General features: G+C 68.6%; 19 protein-coding genes and 2 pseudogenes. 8 read left to right on the top strand and 13 right to left on the bottom strand.

Features of this window, described 5'->3' with window-relative positions; genetic code table 11:
• Nucleotides 1–44 precede the first annotated feature (44 nt).
• The 5 genes from ODE13_RS12770 to ODE13_RS12750 all read left to right on the top strand — a co-directional run bounded on the left by ODE13_RS12770 (nucleotide 45) and on the right by ODE13_RS12750 (nucleotide 6,145).
• Nucleotides 45–845, top strand: coding sequence for a DUF4191 domain-containing protein (locus ODE13_RS12770; protein ID WP_179542779.1), 801 nt, complete (start codon nucleotides 45–47; stop codon nucleotides 843–845).
• Between the two features lie 363 nt (nucleotides 846–1,208).
• A complete protein-coding gene (gene rpsD / locus ODE13_RS12765; protein ID WP_179542780.1) occupies nucleotides 1,209–1,838 on the top strand; it encodes a 30S ribosomal protein S4 in 630 nt (209 codons plus the stop codon).
• Between the two features lie 235 nt (nucleotides 1,839–2,073).
• Entirely contained in the window at nucleotides 2,074–4,785 is a 2,712-nt protein-coding gene (alaS, locus tag ODE13_RS12760) for an alanine--tRNA ligase (RefSeq protein ID WP_179542781.1), read from the top strand.
• Entirely contained in the window at nucleotides 4,778–5,287 is a 510-nt protein-coding gene (gene ruvX, locus ODE13_RS12755; RefSeq protein ID WP_322479620.1) for a Holliday junction resolvase RuvX, read from the top strand. The genes alaS and ruvX overlap by 8 nt, the downstream gene beginning before the upstream one ends.
• 78 nt (nucleotides 5,288–5,365) lie before the next feature.
• Nucleotides 5,366–6,145: a hypothetical protein gene (locus ODE13_RS12750; RefSeq protein ID WP_322479619.1), complete on the top strand. Its 780-nt coding sequence runs from the start codon at nucleotides 5,366–5,368 to the stop codon at nucleotides 6,143–6,145.
• On the opposite strand, the gene ODE13_RS12745 is transcribed toward ODE13_RS12750, so the two are convergent.
• From ODE13_RS12745 to ODE13_RS12710, 8 genes and pseudogenes are all read right to left on the bottom strand, one after another.
• Nucleotides 6,109–8,352, bottom strand: a complete 2,244-nt coding sequence (locus ODE13_RS12745; RefSeq protein WP_322479680.1) for a bifunctional (p)ppGpp synthetase/guanosine-3',5'-bis(diphosphate) 3'-pyrophosphohydrolase — start codon at nucleotides 8,350–8,352, stop codon at nucleotides 6,109–6,111. The two genes, ODE13_RS12750 and ODE13_RS12745, sit on opposite strands and share 37 nt — an antisense overlap.
• A 407-nt stretch (nucleotides 8,353–8,759) precedes the next feature.
• Nucleotides 8,760–9,734 (bottom strand): annotated as a pseudogene (secF, locus tag ODE13_RS12740) (protein translocase subunit SecF); the annotation flags it as partial.
• A complete protein-coding gene (gene secD, locus ODE13_RS12735; protein ID WP_322479617.1) occupies nucleotides 9,734–11,785 on the bottom strand; it encodes a protein translocase subunit SecD in 2,052 nt (683 codons plus the stop codon). The pseudogene secF and the gene secD, both read right to left, overlap by 1 nt.
• A gap of 125 nt (nucleotides 11,786–11,910) precedes the next feature.
• A complete protein-coding gene (locus ODE13_RS12730; RefSeq protein ID WP_179542785.1) occupies nucleotides 11,911–12,246 on the bottom strand; it encodes a preprotein translocase subunit YajC in 336 nt (111 codons plus the stop codon).
• Nucleotides 12,247–12,405: 159 nt separating this feature from the next.
• Nucleotides 12,406–13,479: a Holliday junction branch migration DNA helicase RuvB gene (ruvB, locus tag ODE13_RS12725; protein ID WP_322479616.1), complete on the bottom strand. Its 1,074-nt coding sequence runs from the start codon at nucleotides 13,477–13,479 to the stop codon at nucleotides 12,406–12,408.
• Nucleotides 13,476–14,105, bottom strand: coding sequence for a Holliday junction branch migration protein RuvA (ruvA, locus tag ODE13_RS12720; RefSeq protein ID WP_322479615.1), 630 nt, complete (start codon nucleotides 14,103–14,105; stop codon nucleotides 13,476–13,478). Before ruvA ends, ruvB begins: the two co-directional genes overlap by 4 nt.
• Before the next feature lie 97 nt (nucleotides 14,106–14,202).
• Nucleotides 14,203–14,916 (bottom strand): crossover junction endodeoxyribonuclease RuvC, encoded by a 714-nt coding sequence (ruvC, locus tag ODE13_RS12715; protein ID WP_179542788.1) that lies wholly within the window; start codon nucleotides 14,914–14,916, stop codon nucleotides 14,203–14,205.
• A gap of 13 nt (nucleotides 14,917–14,929) precedes the next feature.
• The gene (locus tag ODE13_RS12710; protein WP_322479614.1) at nucleotides 14,930–15,688 is read right to left on the bottom strand and encodes a YebC/PmpR family DNA-binding transcriptional regulator; all 759 of its coding nucleotides are present in this window, start codon (nucleotides 15,686–15,688) and stop codon (nucleotides 14,930–14,932) included.
• A gap of 109 nt (nucleotides 15,689–15,797) precedes the next feature.
• On the opposite strand from ODE13_RS12710, the gene ODE13_RS12705 reads away from it, so the two are divergent.
• Nucleotides 15,798–17,948 (top strand): M3 family metallopeptidase, encoded by a 2,151-nt coding sequence (locus ODE13_RS12705; RefSeq protein WP_322479613.1) that lies wholly within the window; start codon nucleotides 15,798–15,800, stop codon nucleotides 17,946–17,948.
• Here the strand turns inward: ODE13_RS12705 and pgsA are convergent, their stop codons facing one another.
• The 5 genes from pgsA to ODE13_RS12680 form a co-directional block, all read right to left on the bottom strand.
• Nucleotides 17,949–18,563 carry a phosphatidylinositol phosphate synthase gene (pgsA, locus tag ODE13_RS12700; RefSeq protein WP_322479612.1) on the bottom strand — a complete coding sequence of 205 codons (615 nt, stop codon included), beginning with the start codon at nucleotides 18,561–18,563 and terminating at the stop codon, nucleotides 17,949–17,951.
• Complete coding sequence (locus ODE13_RS12695) at nucleotides 18,563–19,207, bottom strand: HIT domain-containing protein (RefSeq protein WP_322479611.1); 645 nt, start codon at nucleotides 19,205–19,207, stop codon at nucleotides 18,563–18,565. Before ODE13_RS12695 ends, pgsA begins: the two co-directional genes overlap by 1 nt.
• 10 nt (nucleotides 19,208–19,217) lie before the next feature.
• The gene (thrS, locus tag ODE13_RS12690; protein WP_322479679.1) at nucleotides 19,218–21,221 is read right to left on the bottom strand and encodes a threonine--tRNA ligase; all 2,004 of its coding nucleotides are present in this window, start codon (nucleotides 21,219–21,221) and stop codon (nucleotides 19,218–19,220) included.
• Nucleotides 21,222–21,396: 175 nt separating this feature from the next.
• Complete coding sequence (locus ODE13_RS12685) at nucleotides 21,397–22,290, bottom strand: Fpg/Nei family DNA glycosylase (protein ID WP_322479610.1); 894 nt, start codon at nucleotides 22,288–22,290, stop codon at nucleotides 21,397–21,399.
• Between the two features lie 40 nt (nucleotides 22,291–22,330).
• Nucleotides 22,331–22,804: a ribose-5-phosphate isomerase gene (locus ODE13_RS12680; protein ID WP_322479609.1), complete on the bottom strand. Its 474-nt coding sequence runs from the start codon at nucleotides 22,802–22,804 to the stop codon at nucleotides 22,331–22,333.
• Between the two features lie 161 nt (nucleotides 22,805–22,965).
• Here ODE13_RS12680 and ODE13_RS12675 point away from each other — a divergent pair.
• Together ODE13_RS12675 and ODE13_RS12670 are read left to right on the top strand one after the other, a co-directional pair.
• Nucleotides 22,966–23,433, top strand: a pseudogene (locus tag ODE13_RS12675) (OsmC family protein); the annotation flags it as partial.
• Between the two features lie 213 nt (nucleotides 23,434–23,646).
• Nucleotides 23,647–24,075 (top strand): globin, encoded by a 429-nt coding sequence (locus tag ODE13_RS12670; RefSeq protein ID WP_322479678.1) that lies wholly within the window; start codon nucleotides 23,647–23,649, stop codon nucleotides 24,073–24,075.
• The last annotated feature ends 62 nt before the right edge of the window (nucleotides 24,076–24,137 follow it).

Genomic DNA, 24,137 nt, shown 5'->3' with positions numbered 1-24,137 from the left:
CCGGGGTCCGCCGTGATCCCCCGGCACGGTAGACTGAGGTCACTATGGCACCAGCTGACTCCCCCACTCCCCAGGTCTCGTCGAAGGCAGAGGCGAAGGCCGAGCTCAAGAAGCTCAAGGCCCAGCAGAAGGCCGAGACTCAGGCCCGCAAATCCCGGAAGAAGGCCAACAAGAAGGAAGGCTTCTTCTCGCGCATCAAGCAGGTCTTCTCGATGACCCGCGCGCACGATCCCAACATCGCCTGGTGGATGGCCCTGGCCTTCCTCATCACCTTCGGCGTCTCCGCGGTGCTCATGGGGCTGCTCCTCAACTGGGTCACAGGCATCCTGTTCGGCCTCCCCATGGGCCTGCTGGCCGCGATGATCCTGATGAACCGCCGTGCCGAGAAGGCCGCGTTCGCTCGGATCGAAGGGCGCCCCGGTGCTGCCGCCGCCGCGCTGGGCACGCTGCGCCGAGGATGGATCGTCGTGGAGGAGCCGGTGTCGATGGACCCGAAGACGCAGGCCGCCATCTTTCGCGTGGTCGGCCGACCCGGCCTGGTCCTGATCACCGACGGACCCGCCGGCGCGGTCCGCAAGATGGTCCCCAAGACTCGTAAGAGGTTCAGCCCCATCCTGCGTGACACGGGTGTGCCCATCCACGTGGTGGAGACCGGCAACGGCGAGGGCCAGGTCCCGCTGCCCAAGCTCACCAAGCACCTGAAGAAGCTCGACAAGGCGCTCAACAAGCATGAGGTGAGTGCTCTGGAGCAGCGGCTGGCGTCCCTTCCGATCTCCCGTCCGCCCATCCCCAAGGGTGTCGACCCCTACCGTGTCCGTCCCGACCGCAAGGCGATGCGAGGCTGACCCGCCGCGCAACTGCCCGCAGCACAGGGCCGGCCCGATCTCCGTGATCGGGCCGGCCCTGCTGCGTGGTAGAGTTATACGCTGTCTGGCAGGCGTCGTCCAGCGCCCCGCTTCGAGCGGGACGCACCATGGAGATCCTCCACGCTCAATGCGCGTCACCGGCCCCCTCGGGGGCCATGGGATGTGCTGACGAGGGTACGGATGGCGCCGCAGTGAGCGAGCACTCGGCAGCTCGCGCTCTCCGGTTCGGGATCCCGGAGGCCAGGTGACCGTCCGTTCTTCGTTTCGATGCCACGCATCGAGTCGCAGTGCCGCGGACGGCAGATAAACATTCAGCTGCCGATACAAGAGAAAGGCACATGCATGCCCACCACTCCCCTGCGCGGTCGTCGTACCGTGAAGGCCTCGCGTGCCCTCGGCATCGCGTTGACGCCGAAGGCCCAGAAGTACCTGGACCGTCGGCCCTACGGCCCCGGCCAGCACGGCCGCACCCGTCGCAAGACCGATTCCGACTACGCGGTGCGTCTGCGCGAGAAGCAGCGTCTGCGCGCACAGTACGGCATCCGCGAAGCGCAGATGGTGCGCTACTTCGAGGAGGCCAAGCGTCGCGACGGGCTGACCGGTGAGAACCTCATCGAACTGCTCGAGTCGCGGCTCGATGCTCTGGTCCTGCGTGCCGGCTTCGCCCGCACCAGTGCCCAGGCCCGCCAGTTCGTGGTCCACCGTCACATCACGGTCAACGGCAAGCGCGTGGACCGTCCGTCCTTCCGCGTGAAGCCCGGCCAGGTCATCCAGGTCCACGAGCGCTCGGAGAAGTTCGAGCCGTTCCAGGTCGCCGCCTCCGGCGCCCACCAGGACGTGCTCCCCACGGTGCCCGGCTACCTCTCCGTCGACATCGACAAGCTGCAGGCGACCCTGTCTCGTGCTCCCAAGCGCGAAGAGGTCCCCGTCACCTGTGAAGAGCAGCTCGTCGTCGAGTACTACGCCCGCTGACCATCAGCGTGCAGCACAGGACCTCCGCGTCCTGAACCGCAGAGCCCGTTGCGACTCCTCGTCACCGCACGAGTCGCAACGGGCTCTGCGTCTCTCGGCACGTCTGCATGCGGCTCCGGCCCGGCAGGCATCGACGCAGCGCCGGAGAGGTGTCGGCTCCGCAGAACCTCTAGACTTGTTCCGGCGTCATGGACGCCCGCAGACCGCTTCATCAGCAGGAGGACCGCAGAATCCCATGAAGACCGAGGACATCACTCGCACGTGGTACGACTACTTCGCCGCGAAGGGCCATGAGCGTGTCCCCTCGGCGTCCCTGATCTCTCCGGACCCCTCTGTGCTGTTCACCATCGCCGGCATGGTGCCTTTCATCCCTTACTTCCTCGGGACGGAGAAAGCACCCTACGACCGCGCCGTCTCCGTGCAGAAGTGCATCCGCACCGCGGACATCGAAGAGGTCGGCAAGACCGCCAGGCACGGCACCTTCTTCCAGATGTGCGGCAACTTCTCCTTCGGGGACTACTTCAAGGAGAAGGCCATCCCGATGGCCTGGGAGCTGCTGACGAGCCCTGTCGACGGTGACCCGGAGACCGGAATACGCGGCTTCGGCCTGGACCCCGAGCGTCTCTGGATCACCGTCTACGAGGACGGCGAGGAGCGTGACGAGGAGGCACGTCGGATCTGGGAGGACGTCGTCGGCGTGCCGCACGAGCGGGTCGTGGGCACCGGCAAGGCCGACAACTACTGGAACACCGGCCAGCCGGGCCCTGGCGGCCCCTGCTCCGAGATCTACTATGACCGTGGGCCGGCCTACGGCGTCGACGGCGGTCCCGCCGTCGACGAAGACCGCTTCATGGAGCTGTGGAACCTGGTCTTCATGCAGGACCGGCTCTCGCAGGTCCATTCCAAGACCGAGTTCGAGATCGCCGGTCCGCTGCAGAACACCAACATCGACACCGGTCTGGGCCTTGAGCGTCTGGCGATGGTGCTGCAGGGCGCGGAGAACATGTACGAGACCGATCAGGTCCGGCCCGTGCTGGACCGCGCCGCGGAGCTCACCGGCGTCACCTATGCCTCCACCGAGGACCCTGAGGACCCGCGCCACGCCGACGACGTGCGCCTGCGGATGATCGCTGACCATGTGCGCAGCTCCTTGATGCTCATCTCCGACGGCGTCCGGCCCTCCAATGAGGGCGGAGGCTTCGTCCTGCGCCGGCTGATCCGCCGAGTGATCCTCGCCATGCGCCTGATGGGCGTCGAGGAGCCGGTGTTCGGTGATCTGTTCAGCGTCTCCCGGGACGCCATGAAGGGCGTCTATCCAGAGGTCGCCGAGGACTTCGACCTCCTGCACCAGGTGGCGATCAAGGAGGAGCAGGCCTTCCTGCGCACCATCTCAGCCGGCACCGCCAAGCTGGAGAGCGCGGTGTCCGCCGCCAAGAGCTCTGAGCGTCCGCTCTCCGGCGCCGATGCCTTCGCCCTCCATGACACCTACGGCTTCCCCATCGACCTGACCCTGGAGATGGCAGCGGAGGCCGGAGTCGTCGTCGACGAGGGCCGCTTCCGCGAGCTGATGACCGAGCAGCGCGAACGTGCCCGTGCTGACGCCAAGGGCAAGAAGTCCGGCCACGCCGACACCGAGGTCTACGCCAGGCTGCGCGGCGAGCAGCCCACGCACTTCACCGGATACACCGAGCACACCACCGAGTCGAGCATCCGTGGACTCGTCGTCGACGGCCGGTCGACCGATCGGGCGTCCGCCGGCGAGGAGGTCGAGATCGTCCTCGACGCTACCCCGTTCTACGCGGAGGCCGGTGGACAGGCTGCCGACACCGGCCGGATCACCGGTGACGGCTTCGAGCTGGAGGTCACCGATGTCCAGTCGCCGATCCGAGGTCTCGCGGTGCACCGTGCCCGGGTGCTTCACGGTGAGGTGCCCGCGGGCGCCCAGGCGCTGGGCGCCATCGACAGGCGCCGCCGTCTGGACGCCCAGAAGGCCCACTCCGCCACCCATATCATCCACGCGGCCCTCCATGATGTCGTGGGCCCGCAGGCCGTGCAGGCCGGCTCCTTCAACAAGGAGGGCTACCTGCGTTTCGACTTCACCGCCGAGGACGCTCTGAGCGCCTCTGCGCGCCAGGAGCTCGAGGAGGTCGCGAACCTCGCCATCCGGGACAACCACGCGGTCAGCACACAGGTGATGTCCCTGGACGACGCCCAGGCGATGGGCGCGATGATGCTCTTCGGAGAGAAGTACGGCGACGAGGTCCGCGTGGTCGAGATGAACGGTGCCTGGTCCCGGGAGCTCTGCGGCGGCACCCACGTGGGCAGCACTGCGGAGATCGGCACGCTGGCTCTGATGAGCGAGGCCTCCGTGGGATCGGGCAACCGGCGGGTCGAAGCTCTGGTCGGGCTCGATGCCTTCTCCCACTTCGCCGCCGAACGCACCCTGGTCAACCGGCTCACCGACATGCTCAAGGTCCCGGCCGAGCAGGTGCCGGACCGCATCTCCAGCACCCTGCAGAAGCTGCGGGACACCGAGCGGGAGCTCGAGCGCCTGCGTGCTGAGCGTCTCCGCGCCCAGGCCGGAGAGCTCGTCAAGGAGGCCGTGGACGCCGACGGGGTCGACGTGCTGGCTCATGCCGCAGGTCCGGTCTCCGGCGGCGACGACCTGCGTGCACTGGCGCTGGACCTGCGCCAGCGCTTCGGCTCCCGGGCGGCCGTCGTCGCGGTGGCCGGTGAGGCCAAGGGCCGTCCGCTGATCGTGGTGGCCACCACTGAAGCCGCCCGTGAGGCCGGCGTCCAGGCCGGTGCGCTGGTGAAGGAGGCCTGTGCGGTGCTCGGCGGCGGCGGGGGCGGCAAGCCTGACGTCGCCCAGGGCGGCGGTCAGGACGTCTCCCGGATCGGCGACGCCCTTCAGGGCATCGTGCGGTCGGTCCGCGCCCGTGGCTGACCAGCATCCGGAGCCTGTGGCCGAGCGGGCAGGCGTCCGTCTGGGGGTCGATGTCGGAGAGGCCCGGGTGGGGCTCGCGGCCTCGGACCCCGATGCGCTCGTCGCCACCCCGGTGATGACGCTGCGACGCGATGTGAAGCGCCGCTCCGACCTGCGGATGCTGATCAAGATCGCCCGCGATCGGGAGGCCCGCGTCATCTACGTGGGGCTGCCGCTCTCGCTCTCCGGAGGCGAGACCGCCTCCACCCAGAAGGCACGGGACTACGCCGACGCACTCGCTCAGAAGCTCGCCGCCGCCGAGCTCCCCACCGCCGTGCACCTGGTGGATGAGAGGCTCTCCACAGTGTCGGCCGCAGAGAAGATGCGCGCCTCGGGGGTGGAGGCCCGTGACCAGCGCAGCCGCATCGACCAGGCCGCCGCCATGGAGATCCTCACCCAGGCGCTGGAGATCCGCCGGTCCCAGGGACGCGAGCCCGGTGAACCGGTCATCCCGGACAGCTGATCCTCCACACCCTCTCCGTTCTCCACAGATCCGTCTCGGTCCCCCCGCTCGATGGCACGGATGCGGCAGGCTGGAGACATGCCCGCATCACCTGCCGCTCCGTCCCGCTCATCCTCCGTCCACCCCGTCGGCCACCCCGCCGGTGGGGAGTCCGGCGCGCCGAAGGAGCCACCGCGGGAGCTCTACCGCGCGGGTGCACCGTTCAGCGACGAAGAACTTCAGATGATGGTCGCGGAGGGTGCCCTGGAGCATCTGATCGCCGACGTCTACGCGCCGGCCTGGCGCCGGCACACCCCTGGACTGCGGGCCCGTGCGGCCAGGTTGCTGCTTCCTTCCGCGGTGGCCAGCAGCTCGGTGCTCTGCGGCGAGTCGGCGGCATGGATTCAGCTCGGCGGCTCCCCCGGTCCCCGGCTCACGCTGATCTCGCCGGTCTTCCGCCGCGGTCGGGCTGCCGGCTCCCCGCTGTGGCAGGTGCACCAGGTGGAGCTCTCCGATCATGACGTCCGTCGAGTGTCCGGAGTCGCCGTCACCACGCTGCTGCGCACTGCCGGCGACCTGTTCCTGGGTGTGGGCACCACCGACAGCCGCCGGTCCTTGGACCTGCTGGCGGCCGGCTCCGTGCACGCCCGCCATCCCGAGCTGAGTGCCGCCGCCGGTGCCGCGGATCCCGCCTGGATGTCGCGGTGGTGGCTGTTGGCGGAGCTGATGCACGCCCGCCGTCAGGATCTCGACGCCGCGACGCTGTCCGCGCACCTGGTGGCACGGGTCCGGCGCCGCCGGCATGCCCCTGACCGGCCGGCCCGGATCAGAACCCTCGTCGATCAGTGCGCATCGCGGCGTCGTCCCACCGTGCGATAGACATCGTAGACTCCGTCGATGCGCCGGACCGAGTTCAGCACGTGGTTGAGGTAGCGCGGATCTCCCATTTCGAAGGAGAAGCGGGAGATCGCCACGCGGTCCCGCGAGGTCTGCACGCTCGCGGAGAGGATGTTCACCTGGGATTCGGCCAGCACCCGAGTGACATCGGAGAGCAGCGACTTCCGGTCCAAGGCCTCGACCTGGATCTCCACCAGGAACACCGAGGTCTTCGTCGGGGCCCACTCGACCTCCACCAGGCGCCCCGGCTGCTGCCGCAGCTGCTGGACGTTCCGACAGTCTGCGCGGTGCACGGAGACTCCCTGACCGCGGGTCACGAAGCCCTCGACCTCGTCCGGGGGCACCGGGGTGCAGCACCGGGCCAGCTTGGCCAGCACGTTCCCCACCCCCTTGACGATGACACCGGCGTCCGAGTACTGGCTGGCAGGAGTGACCGGTGTCGTGATCGGAGTGGTGTCGTGTTCCTCGGACTCCTCCTCCTCGGGCTCGAAGAGGGCGGAGAGGTGCTCGATGACGTTCTGCGTGGAGACGTGGTTGTCACCGACTCCCGCATAGAGCCCTGAGATGTCCGGGTAGTGCAGCTGCTGGGCGACCTCAGTCAGGACGTCCGGGTTCATCACCTTCTGCAGCTGCAGATTGGACTTCCGGATCGCCTTGGTGAGCTCGTCCTTGCCTCGCTCGATGGACTCCTCGCGACGCTCCTTGGAGAACCACTGGCGGATCTTATTCCGCGCCCGGGCACTCTTGACGAACTGCTGCCAATCGCTGCTGGGGCCCGCACCCTCAGCCTTGGAGGTGAAGATCTCCACCCAGTCTCCGTGCTGCAGCTCGGAGTTCAGCGGCACCAGCTTGCCGTTGACGCGTGCACCGATGGTCTTGTGCCCCACGTCGGTGTGGATCGCGTAGGCGAAGTCCACCGGCGTGGCTCCGGCAGGCAGCGCCATGACCTCGCCCTTGGGGGTGTAGACGAACACCTCTTTGGCGTTGATCTCGTAGCGCAGCGACTCGAGGAACTCATCTGGATCCTTGGTCTCCGACTGCCAGTCGACCAGCGAACGCAGCCAGCCGATGTCTGCGGTGGTCTGGCTCTGCTGAGTGGCAACCTCCGGAGTGCGTACCGCGCCTTCGGCGGAGGTCTGTGCGCCCTCGGCCCCCACAGGGCCGCCGGGCTTCTGCTTGTACTTCCAGTGTGCCGCCACACCATATTCGGCACGGCGGTGCATGTCATAGGTGCGGATCTGGATCTCCACCGGCTTGCCCTGCGGACCGATCACCGTGGTGTGCAGCGACTGGTACATGTTGAACTTGGGCATGGCGATGTAGTCCTTGAACCGCCCGGGCAGAGGGTTCCACCTGGCGTGCAGCGCACCCAGTGCTCCGTAGCAGTCCCGCACCGTGTCGACCAGGACCCTCACACCCATGAGGTCGTGGATGTCGTCGAAGTCCTTCCCTCGCACGATCATCTTCTGGTAGATCGAGTAGTAGTGCTTGGGCCGACCCGTGATGGTGGCCGCGATGCTGGCCTCGTTGAGATCATCGGCGATCGTCTCGCGCACCTCGGAGAGGAACTTCTCGCGCTGAGGGGTCCGATCCCCGACGAGTCTCACGATCTCTTCATAGACCTTCGGGTACAGCGCGGCGAAGGAGAGATCCTCCAGCTCCCACTTGATGGTGTTCATCCCCAGGCGGTGCGCCAGCGGGGAGAAGATCTCCAGAGTCTCCTTGGCCTTCCGGGCACTGGACTGGGCCGCGACGTAGCGCCACGTGCGGGCGTTGTGCAGGCGATCCGCGAGCTTGATCATCAGCACCCGGATGTCTTTGGCCATGGCCAGGACCATCTTGCGGACAGTCTCCGCCTGCGCGGCGTCCCCGAACTTGAGCTTGTCGAGCTTGGTCACCCCGTCCACGAGGAGGGCGATCTCCTCGCCGAAGTCGGCGGTGAGCTGTTCGAGGCTGTAGTCCGTGTCCTCGACGGTGTCATGGAGCAGCGCGGCCGCGAGCGTGGAGCCGGTCAGGCCCAGCTCCGCCAGGATCGTCGCCACGGCGACCGGGTGAGTGATGTACGGGTCGCCGCTCTTGCGCTTCTGGTCGCGGTGGTGGTGGTTGGCGACCTCGAAGGCCCGCTGGATCAGAGGCAGGTCCTGCTGGCCCCCATTGGCACGCATTGCGCGCAGCAGAGGCTCCAGCAACGGTGAGGACGCCTTGTCGACGAGACCGACGGCGCGCGCGCGTCGGACCGCCGCAGGTGCGGGCGGGCTGGCCGCCGTCACCGACGTCACGGAGTCGGACGGGCCCCGGCCGGAGCCGTCGTCGTTCACCAACTTACGAACCTGCTCTCGGAGACGACATCATCATGAGGTGTGTCGGCAATTGTACCCCCGGAGCGCGCTTGTCAGCGCCGTACGTCATCACCCGCCGGATGAGCTCCGCCACCGTCCGGGGTATGCCCCTCGGGCTCGAACCCGGTGATGACGATCTCCAACGCTTCGGCGTCCTCCTCATGCTCCGGCTCGGGCTCCGGCAGGGGCGGGAAGGGCACCGGCCGACCCTGCTCGTCGAGCGGGGTGCCGGAGAAGGTGACCGTGCCGACCCCGCGCTCCGCCCGCAGGCGCAGGACCTCCTCGGTGTGGGCGACGATGTCGGCGTCGTTGCGGCGCGTCCGCGCATAGAGCGGCGCCTGCACGAAGATCGTGGCCAAGGTGCCGACGATGACGCCGACGAACAGCGCCAGGGAGATGTCACGCAGTGTTCCGGCGCCCAGCAGCCAGGCACCGATGAACAGGATGGAGCCCACAGGCAGGATTCCGACCACCGAGGTGTTGATCGAGCGGACCAGCGTCTGGTTGACCGCGAGGTTGACTCGTTCGGTGAACGTCTGGTCCTTCTGCTGGCGCAGTGACTGCACGTTCTCGCGGATCTTGTCGAAGACGACCATCGTGTCGTAGAGGGCGTAGGACAGGATGGTGAGGAAGCCGATGATCGCGCTGGGGGTGACCTCGAAGCCGGTCGCCGAGTAGATGCCGGCCGTCGTGATCACCACGAAGCCCAAGCCCAGGATTGCGGCCAGAGACATCTTCCACGTCCGGAAGTACAGCGCCATGTACAGCGCCACCAGGATGATGAAGATGATCAGGCCGAGCATCATCTGCTGGGAGACCTGTTCGCCCCAGGTCGGGCCGATGAACGTGGAGGTGACGTGATCCGGGGTGACCCCGTAGGCCTGCTGCAGGGACTCGGCGACCTCCAGGGTCTCGTCATCCGTGAGCTGCTCGGTCTGCACGCGCATCGTGTTGGCGGCGATGTTGGTGACCGTCGCGTCCTGACCGGAGACCTCCGCGACGACCTCCTCGCCCAGGGCGATGTCGGTCTCCTCCGTCTGGGAGATGGTGAACTGCGACCCTCCGGTGAACTCGATGCCCAGGTTGAACCCTTGCCGCACGAAAGGGACGGCGATCGAGATCAGCACTGCGAGAGCGGCCAGGAGGAACCACAGATTGGACTTCTGGATGAACGGGTAGGCCCGCTCACCGGTGTAGAGCTGGTTGCCGGCCTTGGCGAAACCTGCGGCCATCAGCGGGCCTCCTCATCGGTGTCGGTGCGGGAGGGGGACGTCGCGGTCTGAGCCGTGGTCCCAGCGGACTGGCGGGCGCGGCGTGCGCGGGCCCGGCGCCGCTCGGCGATGGTCATCGTGGCCAGGTCGGCGCCCTCCCCCTCGGCGTCTGGGGCCGAGCCCTCCGGTTCAGCCGGGTCCGTGCCGTCTGCCTCTGCGGTCTGGACAGGACGCGGCTCGTCAGCCTCGTCACTCTCGTCGCCGTCGTGACCGGGCGGGGACACGGAGGAGCCCGTGTCCCTCGCTCCCGGAGCCAGCGCGGAGGAGGAGCCCGGGACGCCCGCCCTCGCCTCCGACGGGGAGTCGGCGCTCGAGGGCTCTGCCTCGGCGGAGACGATCTCCCGCCGAGCGAACCTCCCGGCCCCCCGGTAGAGCACGTCGACGCCCAGCTCGCGTTCGGAGAGCCCGGAGAACCGCCGACCTGCCGCGAAGAACTTCCGCCGGGCCAGCATCTGCATCACGGGATGGGTGAACAGGAACACCAGGATGACGTCCAGAATGGCTGTCAGCCCGAGGGTGAAGGCGAAGCCGCGGACGTTGCCCACGGCCACCATGTACAGGACGACGGCGGCGATGACGTTGACGGCCTTCGAGGCCAGGATCGTGCGCCGAGCCCGGGCCCACCCTGATTCGACCGCTCCCGCCAGCGATCTGCCTTCGCGCAGCTCGTCCTTCACACGTTCGAAATAGACGATGAACGAGTCAGCCGTCAGACCGATCGACACGATCAGACCGGCGATCCCGGCGAGCGAGAGGCGGTAGCCGTCCGACCAGCCGAGCAGCCCGATCGCCCACCAGGTGAGCAGGCCGACGACGGCCAGGGAGGAGATCGTCACCAGCCCCAGGGCTCGGTACTGGAACAGTGCGTAACCGGCCACCAGGACCAGGCCGATGATGCCCGCGAGCAGACCCATGCGGAGCTGGTCAGAACCGAGGGTGGCGGAGATCTGCTCCTCGGACTGGATCTCGAAGGTCACCGGCAGGGAGCCGTAGCGGAGCTGCTCGGAGAGCCCCCGGGCCTCCTCCTCGGAGAAGGAGCCGGAGATCTCTGCACGGCCGTCCGTGATCGGCGAGTTCATGCGCGGGGCGGAGATGACCCGGCTGTCCATGACGATGGCGAACTGGTTGCGTGCGCCCTCCAGACCGTAGAGGCGGGAGGAGGATTCGGCGAATTCTTCGGTGCCCTCCCTGTCCAGGACCAGGTTCACCACCCATCGGCCGGTCTGCTGGCCGGTCTGGGTCTGTTCCATGCCGAAGCTTGCGTCGGAGAGGTGGGTGCCGGGCACCTCGACAGGGCCCAGCACATACTTCATCCCGGTCTCCGGGTCGCAGGTCACCATGGGGGCGTCCGATTCGGCAGCCTGGCGCTCCTCGATCGACACCTCACGGCTGCAGGAGAAGTTGGCGAAGTCGGCCGCCACCTCCTGGGTGATCCAGTTGGGATCAGAGGGGTTCTCCGGATCGGCCGTCGGCTCGGGGAAGTCCTCGGGCTGGGCGGTCTCACCTTCTGGAGTCTCGTCCTCAGCCACCTCCTCCTGAGCCTCGGCGGCCTCCTCCAGCTCTTCGGCCTCCTCTTCGGACAGCCCCTCCTCGACCAGCTGGTCGACGTAGGTGGGGTCCATCTCAGCCTGGAGCACCGGGCGGAACTCCATGTCCGCGGATGCCTGGATGAGCTCACGGGTCTCGGGGTCAGGAGTTCCGGGCATCCCGACCACGACGTTCTCGGCACCCTGGGTGGCGATCTCGGCCTCGGACACACCTGATCCGTCCACACGCTGGCGGATGATCTCCACCGCCTGCTCCAGCTGCTCACTGTCGAGCTGCTCGTCACCGTCCACATGCGGGGAGAGCACCATCTGTGTGCCTCCCGAGAGGTCCAGAGCCAGCAGCGGGGCCCACTGCGCACGGTCCTGGGAGACTCCGTAGGCCAGCAGGCCGCCCATCCCCAGGATGAGCACCAACAGTCCGATCAGGGCCGCGCGTGCGCGGGCCACCGGTGTGCTTTTCGCCATCAGGCTCTGATCAACCTTCCGCTCGTCGGATGTTCCGAGGGCCGGGCGCGGTCGCGCCGTCATGGCTCCCAGACGCCACAGCCCGCGCACCGGTCAGGTGGCGGGCTGTGCAGGGGTGCACGGGGTCAGCGGTCCTCGTGCTCCGAGGTCTCCTCGGAGGGGTCCTCAGAAGGCTCCTCGGACGGTTCCTCGGGGGAGGTCGCCGGGGTCAGCACGTGCTGGACCGCCGGAAGCTGAAAGTCCACGCGGTCGCCTCCGGAGAACTCCAGGGTGACGCGCTGACGCTCCTCGTCGCGAGCCACCACGGTCCCGACGATCCCCCCAGCGGTGACCACCTCGGCGCCCGGGACGGCGCCGCTGACGGCGGCCGACTGCGCGTCACGCATCTTCTTCCCGCGCCGGAAGGTCATCAGCATGAAGAGCGCGAGGATGGCGATCATGATCAGAAGAAAGGGATCCATCAGAGCGCACCCCCGTCCGCCACGTCTGCCGGGTGCATTGCGAAGACTTGAGGTTCGTTCACCGGTTGGGCCAATCTGTTCGCTCGGAGGGCAGGTCACGACTGGATGACGCGCACTGGATGCCAGGCACCGTACGGTGCCGTTCAACCGGACAGACTATCAGCTGTCCCGGCCGTTCCAGGGCCCACTCGGCGCGTCGCCCGGGATCCGTCCGCTCTGAGCGGAGTCAGGAGGGTGGAGCCCCAGGTGGCGCCAGGCGTCGTCCGTGGCGATGCGCCCGCGTGGGGTGCGGGCCAGCAGGCCTTCCCGGACGAGGTACGGCTCCGCCACGGTCTCGACCGTCTCCGTCTCCTCACCCACCAGGATGGCCAGTGTCGAGAGTCCCACCGGTCCGCCGCGGAACTTCACGCACAGCGCCTCCAACACAGCTCGGTCGAGGCGGTCCAGCCCGCGCCGATCCACCTCATAGGTGTCCAGGGCCTCTCCTGCGGCGCCGCTGTCCACCACCGCGACCCCGTGCACCAGCGCCCAGTCGCGGACCCGGCGCAGCAGCCGGTTGGCGATGCGGGGGGTCCCTCGGGAGCGTGTGGCGATCTCGGCGAATCCGGCGTCGTCGACCCTGATGTCCAGCATCCCCGCAGACCGCCGGAGCACCCGCTCCAACTCCTCGGCCGAGTAATACTCGAGATGCCCGGTGAACCCGAACCTGTCCCGCAGCGGGCCGGGCAGCAGGCCGGCACGGGTGGTGGCACCCACGAGGGTGAACGGAGGAAGCTCGAGCGGGATAGAGGTGGCACCCGCCCCCTTGCCGACGATGATGTCGACGCGGAAGTCCTCCATCGCCATGTAGAGCATCTCCTCGGCGGGGCGAGACATCCGATGGATCTCATCGATGAAGAGCACCTCTCCCTCGGTGAGCGAGGAGAGGATGGCCGCGAGATCCCCGGCGTGCTGGATGGCGGGCCCCGAGGTGATGCGCAGGTGGGCGTTCATCTCGGCGGCGATGATCATCGCCAAGGTGGTCTTCCCCAAGCCGGGCGGCCCGGAGAGGAGCACGTGGTCGGAGGCCGCCTCACGGAGACGCGAGGACTCCAGCACCAGCGAGAGCTGACCGCGGACGGTCGTCTGCCCGACGAAGTCCTCCAGCGACTTCGGACGCAGAGCGGCTTCGAGGACCTTCTCCTCAGCGGCCGGCGCGGAGCCGACGAGCTCACGCGGATCCTGATCGCTCATCGGCCGATCCCGGCGGGGGTGGAGCCGAGCATCCTCAGGGTGTGCCGCAGCACCACGGCCACCTCGGCGTCGGCGAGTTCAGGCTCATCCCGGAGCACCCGCTCGACGGCTGACCGCGCATCCTTCTCCGTCCAGCCCAGGGAGCTCAGAGCCTCCTGCACCTGGGCGCCGGTCTCCTCGAGCCGAGAGGGCACCGTCGTGGCAGGTTCGGCCGCGGGCTGATCGATGACGAGCTTGCCGGCCAGCTCCAGCAGGATCCGTTGGGCCGTCTTCTTGCCGATCCCGGGAACCTTGGTGAAGGCGGCGGTATCGGAGTCGGCGATCGCCTGACGCACCTCGGCGGGGACATGCACGCTCAGCACCGCCAGTGCCAGCCGCGGCCCCACTCCCGAGATCCCGAGCAGCGTCGTGAAGATCTCCCGCTCGCCGACGTCGGCGAAGCCGAACAGCAGCGGAGCGTCGTCCTGCCTGGGCACGAACGAGGTCTGCAGCCTGGTCTCCTGGCCGGGGCGAAGCTCGGCGAGCGTCTGCGGTGTGGCCGTCACCTGGAGTCCGAAGCCGGAGACCTCCACGACAGCATGGTCCAACCCCACATGGAGCACCTCGCCCCGGATAGAAGAGATCATCGTCCACCAGTCCTGTCTTGAGCGGGTGCGCCGTCAGGAGCGGCCGATTCGGCCGACGATCGCCACGGCGCCGCGTTAGTACACATCTTCGAAGAGACTACCGTCCGAGGCGGGGATCCCCGCGCCCGACGCGCCCGGCGCGGCCACCTGCCGCTCGCCGCTCAGCGTCCTTCCAGGCCTGCTGGGCGGCGGTGAGGCCGCCGGTTCTGCTCTCGGTCGCCTTCTGGAGAGCTGTTCGGGCGCCCTGATGGGTCCGGGTGCCGGCGGACATGTCCTGCCGCGTCCCGATCCCGGAGCGCCAGGCGTGGCAGATCGCGACGGCGTAGGCATCAGTGGCGTCCACCGGCTTCGGCAGCGTGGGCAGCCGCAGGATCCGCTGGACCATCCGGGCGACGGCCGCCTTGTCTGCGGCTCCGTCGTCGGTCACCGCCGCCTTGACCTCCGACGGCGTGTGCCACGCGACCGGGATCCCCCGGGCGGCGGCCGCCGCGATGACAACTCCCGAGGCCTGGGCGGTGCCGATCACCGTGGGCGCGTTGTTCTGCGCGAAGACGCGCTCGATGGCGAGCACATCAGGGGCATGGACGTCGAGCAGCCGCTCAGCCGCGCGCTGGATCGCGAGGATCCGCTCGGCCAGCTCCTGATCCGAGCGGGTCCCGGTGACCTCCACATGCACTGACTCGCCGGTGCGGTCTCGGTTCATCTCCACGATCGCGAAGCCGCAGCGGGTCAGCCCCGGATCCACTCCCAGGATCCGCTGGGCGACCCGTGAGTCGCCTGCCGTGCCGCCGACGCGCGCCGATGCCGCCATCGCCGGACCCAGGTCAGCTCTCGGCGTCGAGCGCGGCCATGGTGTCCGCGCTGAGGTCGGCGTTGGTGTGGATGTTCTGCACATCGTCGAGGTCCTCGAGCGCGTCGTGGAGCTTGAGGAACTTCTTGGCCGCAGCGAGGTCCAGATCGACCTTGACCTCGGAGACGAACTCCACCTCATCGGAGTCGTAGGTGATCCCGGCCCCCTCGAGCGCCGTGACGACCTCTTGGAGATCCTGCGGCTCGGACTGCACCTCGAAGGTGTCCTCGTGCTCCAGGACCTCCTCGACGCCGGCCTCGAGGACCGCGGCGAGCACGTCATCCTCGGTGAGGCCCTCCTTGGGAACGGTGACGACGCCCTTGCGCTGGAACATGTAGGCCACGGAACCCGGGTCCGCCACGGTGCCGCCGGAGCGGGTCACCGCCACCCGCACCTCGGAAGCCGCGCGGTTGCGGTTGTCGGTGAGGCACTCGACGAGCAGCGCAGAACCCTGCGGCCCACGCACCTCGTACATGATCTCCTCATACTCGACGGCGTCGCCGGTCAGGCCGGCCCCACGCTTGATGGCACGGTCGATGTTGTCATTGGGGACCGAGTTCTTCTTGGCCTTGGAGACCGCCAGATCCAACGCCGGGTTGCCGGCAGGGTCAGGGCCGCCGTTGCGCGCGGCGACCTCGATCTGCTTGATGTAGCGAGCGTTGATCTTGGCGCGCTTGGCGTCCACAGCAGCCTTGCGGTGCTTGGTGTTGGCCCATTTGGAGTGGCCGGCCATAGTTCTCCGATCTCGTCAGTCACGGTTTCCGGGTATGGCATGTCGAGGTGACATGCGACAAGTACTCTGGGGATCAGCCTACCGTCGACACGATCGGAAAGCAGTCGCCTTGAGTCACACCGCCTCCCCCGGCTCACCCCCCACCGAACGAACCGCGGACGCGGCGCCCCAGGCGTCCTCCTCCGGGGATCCCTTCGGGGAGGGATTCCTCCTGGAACACCAGCACCCGGACCTGCGCCGGGTCTCTTCGACCGACTGGCTGCCGGCGCTGCGGGCCGGAATGGCCGATGCACGTCGGGACCTGGACCAGGTGGCCGACGACGACGCCCCCGCTGACGCGGAGAACACGCTGCGAGCCATCGGCCGCGCCGGACGCCGGCTCACGCGCGTCCACCGGGCCTTCTCCTGTCGGTTCTCCGCAGACGGCACCGATGAGCTCCAGCAGGTTCAGGCCGAGATCGCCCCTGAGCTGGCCGCGCACCGTGACTGGTTCCAGCTCCATGCCGGTCTGCATCGTCGTCTGCAGGAGCTCGCCGAACGTGCCGCCTCAGGAGAGACCGCCCTGAGTGAGGAGCAGTCACGGATGCTCGGACAGCTGCTGGCGGAGGCCCAGGCGGCCGGAGCGGGTCTCGACGCAGACGCCCGGTCCGAGCTGCGTGCGCTCAACCGAGGCCTCGCCGAGGAGGAGTCCGCCTATCAGCGTCTCCAACGACGAGAAGCTGAGGAGAGCGCCGTGCTCGTGACCGATCCTGCCGCTCTCGCCGGGCTCGAAGGCGCCCCGCGGTCCTCGGCCGCTGAGGCCGCCCGCGACGCCGGCCACGCGGAGGGTCACCTGCTCCGGCTGTCCATGCCGGTCCAGCAGCCGCTGCTGGCCTTCTTGGAGGATCGCGACACCCGCCGCCGCCTCCACGAGGCCTCCGTCTCGCGCGGCACGCTGCCTGGCGAGGACGGGCGCACCACCCGACAGATCGGGGCCCGGATCGCCGTGCTCCGAGCACGGCGGGCCCGACTGCTGGGGCACGCTCACCACCTGGACGCGGTGCTGCCGCTGCGCACCGCCCCGGACAGGAGAGGCATCGAGGAGATGCTGCGTCCGCTGGCCGAGGGCGGACTCCAACGGCTGGCCGCCGAACTGGCCGCCGTCGAATCGCACCTGCACGCTGCAGGAGAGGTCGACGGCGCACTGCAACCCTGGGACATCAGTTACGGGCTGGCCGTCGTCGCACGGGCACGTGCGGCCCGGACCGAGCCGGTCGGTGACCGCGATGACGGCTCCCTGCCGCTGGAGATCGCCCTGAGCCGGGTCTTCGAGGCGGCGCGTCGTGTCTATGGACTGCAGGTCCTCGAACGCGAGGACCTCCCGCCCTTCGTCGAGGGAGCACGGTCCTTCGAGGTGCGTGAGTCGGACGGTGCCGTGCTGGGCCTGTTCCTGCTGGACCTGCACAGCCGCCCCACCAAGGCCGGCGGTGCTTGGATGAACTCGTTCTCTGTGGCCTCCACGCTGACCGGGGCACGCCCGGTCGTCATCAACTGTCTGAATCTGGCGCGGCCCGCTGCCGGTGACCTCCCCCGCGTCACCAGGGCTGAGCAGCGCACCCTGTTCCATGAGTTCGGGCATGCCCTGCACGGGCTGCTGGCCGAGGCAGAGTTCGAGGAGCTCTCCGGCACCGCCGTGCCGAGGGACAACGTCGAGTTCCCCTCCCAGGTCAACGAGGTCTTCGCCGAACTGTGGCGCCACTCCCCCGGCGACGCCCGGCACCACGAAGAGGGCGGCGTCCCCGGACGGGACGATCGTGAGGACATCCGGCTGTGGGGACGAGGGATGAAGACCGTCGAGCACGTGGCCGCCGTCGTGCTCGACCTGGCCTGGCACACCATGAGCGTGGAACAGGCGGAGGAGGCCGCGGAGGATCCGGAAGGGTTCGAGCGTCGGGCCCTGGCCGCCTGGGGCCTTGACCATCCCCTCGTGCCGCCGCGCTACGGCACCGGGTTCTTCAAGCACATCTTCGCCGGCTCCGGATACGCCGCCGGCTACTACTCGTACCTCTGGGCGGAAGTTCTCGCGGCCGACGCCGCCGACTGGTTCCGCGAGCTGATGGGTGACGAGACGGCCCTCGCACGGGCCGGGCAGCACTTCCGCCGTGAGGTGCTCAGCAGGGGCAACACCCGTGCGCCCGAGGAGTCTTTTCGCCGAGCGGTGGGGCACGCTCCCTCGATCACCCCGATGCTGCGCAGCCTGGGTATGGACGTACCCGCCTGATCAGTGACTCTGCCGGTCCGCCTGAGCTCTGACGCTGACCATCCGTTGGACGACCGTCACGGCCGAGGCGACGGCCAGCAGGGTGAGTACTCCGAGCAGCACACCGGGGTGCAGGCCGAGCCCGGTGAAGCCGGTGAAGACCAACGTCACCACCATGCGTTCGGGCCGTTCGGCGATGCCCACGTCCGCGGTGTAGCCCAGAGCCTCGGCCTTGGCGCGGACATAGGAGACCAGACCCCCGAGCAGCAGGCAGGCCGCCGCCGCCACCCCGATCCACGGCTGGTCTCCTCCCGTGAAGAACCAGATCAGGAGCCCGAGGAACACGGCGCCGTCCTGGACACGGTCCAGGGTGGAGTCCAGGAAGCCGCCCAACGGCGAGGTGCGATCGCTCAGGCGGGCCATGAGACCGTCGACGAGGTCCGAGAAGATGAACAGAGTGATGAACACGGTCCCCCAGAACAGCTCCCCCAACGGGTAGAGCACCAGGGCTCCCAAGCTCACCCCGAGGGTGCCGATGATGGTGACCGCGTTCGGCGTCACTCCCATCCTGATCAGCAGCCGCGCGAGCGGGGTGAACAGGGAAGCGAAGAAGTTGCGGGCGTGTCTGTTCAGCATCAGGCCTCACCCTCCTCGACCCGGGCCCGAGGATCCCGCTCGCTGCGGGCCTGCTGCTCGGCGAAGCTGCGGGCGGCGTCGTCCCAGACGTCGTGAAGCATGCGGTGGGTCTCCCCCAGGGTCTGTGCCATGTTCTTGGTCTGGGCGATGATCGGCAGGAAGTTCCCGTCCCCGCCCCAGCGCGGCACCACATGCTGGTGCAGGTGGGCCGAGATGCCGGCGCCGCCGTCCTTGCCCTGATTCAGCCCCAGGTTGAACCCTCCGGGGGCCGCGACGGTGCGCAGGGCCACCATCGCCACCTGGGAGAGCCGGATGAACTCCTGGGACTCCGCGAGGGTGAGATCCGTGAGGTCGGGGACATGCCGGTAGGGGCACACCAGCAGATGCCCGGGGTTGTACGGGTAGAGGTTGAGCAGCACGTAGCAGTGGTGGCCCCGGTGGACGATGAGGGACTCATCGTCGGAGCGCCTCGGCCCGGCGCAGAACGGGCAGTCCTCAGCCCCTGAGACCTGGTCCTGGCCGCGCCGCATGTAGGCGATGCGGTGGGGGTTCCAGAGCCGCTGAAACGCATCGGGCACGCCGGCGAGAGGAAAGTCATCCGTCTCTGCGTCAGCACCGCCGGCGACGTCCCGCTCCTGGTCCATCACGAGAAGCTCAGGCCTCTCGGTCTTCGATGGCCTTCAGGATGCGGGACACGGCCTCGTGGACGGGGACCTGGTTGTCCTGGCTGCCATCGCGGAAGCGGAAGGACACCGCTCCGGCCTCGGCATCCTCGCCACCGGCGATGAGCACGAAGGGGATCTTGTCCTTGGAGGCGGTGCGGATCTTCTTCGGGAACCGGTCGCTGCCGTCCTCGAGCTCGGCGCGCACCCCGGCGGCCTTCAGCCGATCGATGACCTCGGCGAGGTAGTCGTTGAAGGGCTCCGCCACCGGAATCCCGCGCACCTGCACGGGGGCCAGCCATGCCGGAAACGCCCCGGCATAGTGCTCCAGCAGAATGGCGAAGAACCGTTCGATGGAGCCGAAGAGCGCCCGATGGATCATGATGGGACGCTGCCTGGTGCCGTCTTCGGCCGCGTACTCGAGCTCGAAGCGTTCAGGCAGGTTCGGGTCCACCTGCACCGTGGAGAGCTGCCACTTGCGTCCGATGGCGTCCGTGACCTTCAAGTCGATCTTCGGGCCGTAGAACGCCGCCTCTCCAGCGATCTCGGTGAGCTTCAGCCCGGAGCTGACGGCGACGTTGCGCAGCGCCTGGGTGGAGGACTCCCAGAACTCGTCCGAGCCGACCCACTTGGCCTTCTCGTCATCACGCATGGACAGTTCGAGCTCGAACGTCTCCAGCCCGAAGTCCCTCAGCAGCGAGACCACGAACTCGACCACCTTGGTGACCTCGTCCTCCAGCTGGTCCTGGCGCACGAACAGGTGGGCGTCGTCCTGGGTGAACCCCCGCACCCGGGTGAGTCCGTGCAGGGCCCCGGAGCGCTCGTTGCGGTAGACCGTGCCGTTCTCCGCCAGGCGCAGAGGCAGCTCCCGGTAGCTGCGCCCGCGCTCCTTGTAGATGAGGATGTGCATCGGGCAGTTCATGGGCTTCAGGAAGTAGTCCTGGCCCTGCTTGGTGATGTTGCCTTCGTCGTCGCGCTCTTCGTCCATGTGGATGGCGGGCCACATGTCGTCCTGGTAGTTGGCCAGGTGACCGGAGGTCGCAAACAGGTCCGCCTTGGAGATGTGCGGGGTGTACACGTACAGGTAGCCGGACTCGAGGTGCCGTGCCCGTGCGTGCTGCTCCATCAGGCCGCGGACCAGGCCGCCCTTGGGGTGCCAGACAGAGAGGCCTGAGCCGATCTCCTCCGGGAAGCTGAACAGGTCCAGCTCCCGACCGAGACGGCGGTGGTCGCGGCGCTCCGCCTCAGCGAGACGGTCTTTGTAGGCCTTCAGATCGTCCTTGGTGGGCCATGCAGTGCCGTAGAGGCGCTGGAGCTGCGGATTGGTCTCCTTGCCGCGCCAGTAGGCGCCCGCTGCCCGCATCACCGAGTAGGCGTTGGCGATCGGTTTGGTGGACGGCAGATGCGGGCCGCGGCAGAGGTCCGCCCAAACCCGCTCTCCGTGGCGGTCCACGTTGTGGTAGAGGGTGATCTCACCCCCGCCGATCTCCACGGAGGCACCCTCGGTAGCGGAGGCGCCGTTCTGCGAGTCGAGCAGCTCCAGCTTGTACGGCTCCTGGGCCATCGCCGCGCGCGCCTGCTCCTCCGTGACGACCTCACGCTCGAAGCGCTGGCCCTGCTTGACGATCCTCTGCATCGCCTTCTCGATCTTCTTCAGGTCCTCCGGGGTGAAGGGCTCGTCGACGTCGAAGTCGAAGTAGAAGCCGTCGGTGATGTAGGGACCGATGCCCAGCTTGGCATCGGGGAAGAGCTGCTGGACCGCCTGGGCCATGACATGCGCGGTGGAGTGACGCAGCACCTCGAGGCCCGCCTCCTCGGTGATCTGGACCGGCTCGACGACGGCACCGGCGGGCAGCTCGCGGGACAGGTCCCAGAGCTGGCCGTCGACGCGCATGACCACGATGGTCGGCTGCTCCGCAAAGAGAGTGGTCCCAGTGGTGCCCGGCGTGATGGCGGTGGCCTCGCCGTCGATCGTGATGGTGATCTTCTCGGACACTGCGTTGTCGGACACTTGGAGCGGTTCTCCTCACGGATCGGCCAGGTTCACCGGCCACGGTCGGGGCACGTGGGACCTCGTCAACGGGGTCGGATGCGATTCTACGGGAATCGGCCCGTGCTTATGCACCGCAGGCAGGACATGCACACCGAGCAAGGGGGCGATCCGCCGGCCCTCAGCGTTGGCACCCCGGGCACCAGTAGAGTCTGCGACCCTGCAGCTCCTGCGCGGCGAGGGTCTCCCCGCAGCGCAGGCAGCTGGTGCCCTGGTGCTGATAGACCCAGTGGCGGCGTCCGGCGGCGCCGTCGTGGGAGGCCGCGGCGTCCTCGGGCCGCAGGGTGCGGATCACACCCTCGGCGACCCCCTGGCGGAGCTGTGCGGTGAGTCGGTGCCAGAGCGAGGCCACGGCCGCCTGGCTGAGACGCTGGGCAGGCGTCTGCGGGTCGATCTGCTCCAGGAAGAGCGACTCGGCCCGGTAGATGTTGCCCACTCCCGCGATGACAGACTGATCCATCAGAGCGGCCGCGATCGGAATGCGCCGGCGTGCCAGCCGGGTTGCGAAGTCCCCCGCGGCCTGCTCACTCAGCACCTCGGCGGGCTGCCGCAGGGGATCCGGGCCGAGGCGGGTGATGACGCGTTCATAGTCAGGGACGTCCAGCACCGCGCAGGTGGCAGGGCCACGGAGGTCGGCCCAGCCATGGCGGACGTGGATCCGGGCGCGGACCGCTCCGGCAGGAGCGGCGGGGACGATCCAGCCGGCGTCGTCATAGTGGGCCTCCACGGGCTCGGCGGCCGTCCGCGGCGCACCCAGTGTGGACGCACCGGAGAACTCCTCGTCGCCGCGGAAGCTGAAGGCGCCGTAGAGGCCGAGGTGGACCTGCCAGATGTCGGCACCGACGTGGACGAACAGGTGTTTGCCCCACGCCTCGGCCCGCTCCGGGGTCCGGCCGTCGAGGCGCGCGGCACCGGAGGCGAAGCGCCCCTGCGGCGAGCTCACCCGCCAGGGGTGACCGACGAAGAGGCGGTCCAGCTGACGAGCGAGACGGTGGAGGGTGTGACCTTCTGGCATAGGAGGTGTGTGCGGAACGCGTCGACGGCGGGCTCTGGGCTCAGTCGACGATCTCGCCGGACTCCTCATAGCGGGCGATCTTGCCGATGCGGCGCGCATGACGCTCCGCCTCACTCCACCGAGCGGTGAGAAAGGCCTCGACGATCTCGGCGGCCTCCTCGACGCTGTGCTGGCGTCCCCCCAGCCCCACGACGTTGGCGTCGTTGTGCTCGCGGGCCAGCCGAGCGGTCTCCAGGTTCCAGGCCAGCGCGGCGCGGATGCCCCGGACCTTGTTGGCCGCGATCTGCTCCCCGTTGCCTGAGCCGCCGAGCACGATGCCCAGCGAGTCCAGTCCCCGGAGGCGCTCCTGAGCCACGGCCTCGGCCGCACGGAGGCAGAATGCCGGGTAGTCGTCCAGGGCGTCGTACTCCTGGGGCCCGTGGTCGATCATCTCGTAACCCTGGGCGCTGAGGTGCTTCACGAGATGGGTGGAGAGCTCCATGCCGGCGTGGTCGGTGGCGATGTGGACGCGCATGTCGGGCGGTGTTCCTCTCGGGGACATCAGATGGCGGTCGGCTCGAGGGCGACAGCAGGTGCTGACGCGCCGATGACATCCTATGGGGAAATCGCCCTGCGCCCGGCACGCCTCCCTCCGGGCGGTATCGTGAGGGAGGAGCGACCACAGATGAGGAGAGCATGCAGATCGACCAGCACACCTTCCGGGTGGAGGTCGCCTGGAGCGACGCCGACGGCGGCACGACCGGACCGCGCGACTACCGGCGTGAGCACACCATCACGGCGATGCTGAGCGAACGAGAGGTGGCCCGGGGACTCGAGTCCCCGCCCCCTCTGACCGGTTCTGCCGCGCGCGCCTTCCACGGCGACGCCGAACGGTGGAACCCCGAGCAGCTGCTCCTCGCCGCCCTGGCACAGTGCCACACGTTGTCCTACCTGCACGCCGCGGCCGGGGCAGGAGTGGTGGTCACCGCCATGACGGTGCGCGGCACCGCCGAGCTGCGCGTCCACAGCGACGGCTCCGGGGAGATCACCGCCGCCGTGCTCCGCCCCGAAGTCACGTTGGCCGAGGAGTCCCAGCGGACCCAGGCAGACGCCCTGCACGCCGAGGCGAGCGGGCGCTGCTTCATCGCGCGCAGCGTGAACTTCCCGGTCACCCACGAGCCGGTCACACCGGCCGCGACGGCCTCCGACGACGACTCACGGCCCACCTTCTCTCGGCGACTGGGCGCGCCGATCGCCACGGTGAGGCCCGTGGGCAGGCCGCCCTCTCAGGTCAGCGGCCTCGCCCGCCGGGACCAGCCGAGCGGAGGAGCGGAACAGGCCCCTCAACAGCCTGATCCCCGTCCGACAGGTGCCGACATGGGGTATCTGCCGGCACCCGGCGGTCTCCCCCTGGGCGAGCAGACCCCCTCGCCGGAGGAGAAGAGCTTCTTCGAGGAGGTCGGAGGCCATGAGACGTTCCGCAGGATCGTGGACGTCTTCTATGACCAGGTGGCCGAGGACCCGGAGTTCCGCGCCCTGTACCCGGAGGAGGACCTCGAGCCGGCCAAGCGCCGTCTGCTGATGTTTCTCGAGCAGTACTGGGGCGGGCCCCGCACCTACCAGGCCGAGCGCGGCCATCCTCGTCTGCGCATGCGTCACATGCCCTTCCGCGTGGACGCCGCCGCGCGTGACACCTGGCTGAGGTACATGCGTCGGGCTGTGGAGGAAGCGGAGCTCTCTCCCCTGCATGAGCAGATCCTCTGGGACTACCTGGAGCGGGCAGCCCACTCCATGGTCAACAGCTGAGCAGCTGAGGCCGCGGACGAACCGCTCTGCCTGCGCTCGCCCCGGAGGCCCCGGCCTCCTCC

It is taken from the genome of Nesterenkonia sp. HG001 (genome assembly GCF_034438835.1).
GTDB classification, from domain to species: Bacteria; Actinomycetota; Actinomycetes; order Actinomycetales; family Micrococcaceae; genus Nesterenkonia; species Nesterenkonia xinjiangensis.
Note: the sequence above shows the minus strand (reverse complement) of the source record. Positions and strands in the feature narration are given on the sequence as shown.

Bases quoted from the DNA above. Each gene is read 5' to 3' on its own strand.
- ODE13_RS12770 (WP_179542779.1), top strand. From the start codon at position 45: ATGGCACCAGCTGACTCCCCCACTCCCCAGGTCTCGTCGAAGGCAGAG.
- rpsD (WP_179542780.1), top strand. From the start codon at position 1,209: ATGCCCACCACTCCCCTGCGCGGTCGTCGTACCGTGAAGGCCTCGCGT.
- alaS (WP_179542781.1), top strand. From the start codon at position 2,074: ATGAAGACCGAGGACATCACTCGCACGTGGTACGACTACTTCGCCGCG.
- ODE13_RS12750 (WP_322479619.1), top strand. From the start codon at position 5,366: ATGCCCGCATCACCTGCCGCTCCGTCCCGCTCATCCTCCGTCCACCCC.
- secD (WP_322479617.1), bottom strand. From the start codon at position 11,785: ATGGCGAAAAGCACACCGGTGGCCCGCGCACGCGCGGCCCTGATCGGA.
- ODE13_RS12730 (WP_179542785.1), bottom strand. From the start codon at position 12,246: ATGGATCCCTTTCTTCTGATCATGATCGCCATCCTCGCGCTCTTCATG.
- ruvB (WP_322479616.1), bottom strand. From the start codon at position 13,479: ATGAGCGATCAGGATCCGCGTGAGCTCGTCGGCTCCGCGCCGGCCGCT.
- ruvA (WP_322479615.1), bottom strand. From the start codon at position 14,105: ATGATCTCTTCTATCCGGGGCGAGGTGCTCCATGTGGGGTTGGACCAT.
- ruvC (WP_179542788.1), bottom strand. From the start codon at position 14,916: ATGGCGGCATCGGCGCGCGTCGGCGGCACGGCAGGCGACTCACGGGTC.
- ODE13_RS12710 (WP_322479614.1), bottom strand. From the start codon at position 15,688: ATGGCCGGCCACTCCAAATGGGCCAACACCAAGCACCGCAAGGCTGCT.
- pgsA (WP_322479612.1), bottom strand. From the start codon at position 18,563: ATGCTGAACAGACACGCCCGCAACTTCTTCGCTTCCCTGTTCACCCCG.
- ODE13_RS12695 (WP_322479611.1), bottom strand. From the start codon at position 19,207: ATGGACCAGGAGCGGGACGTCGCCGGCGGTGCTGACGCAGAGACGGAT.
- ODE13_RS12685 (WP_322479610.1), bottom strand. From the start codon at position 22,290: ATGCCAGAAGGTCACACCCTCCACCGTCTCGCTCGTCAGCTGGACCGC.
- ODE13_RS12680 (WP_322479609.1), bottom strand. From the start codon at position 22,804: ATGCGCGTCCACATCGCCACCGACCACGCCGGCATGGAGCTCTCCACC.
- ODE13_RS12670 (WP_322479678.1), top strand. From the start codon at position 23,647: ATGGGGTATCTGCCGGCACCCGGCGGTCTCCCCCTGGGCGAGCAGACC.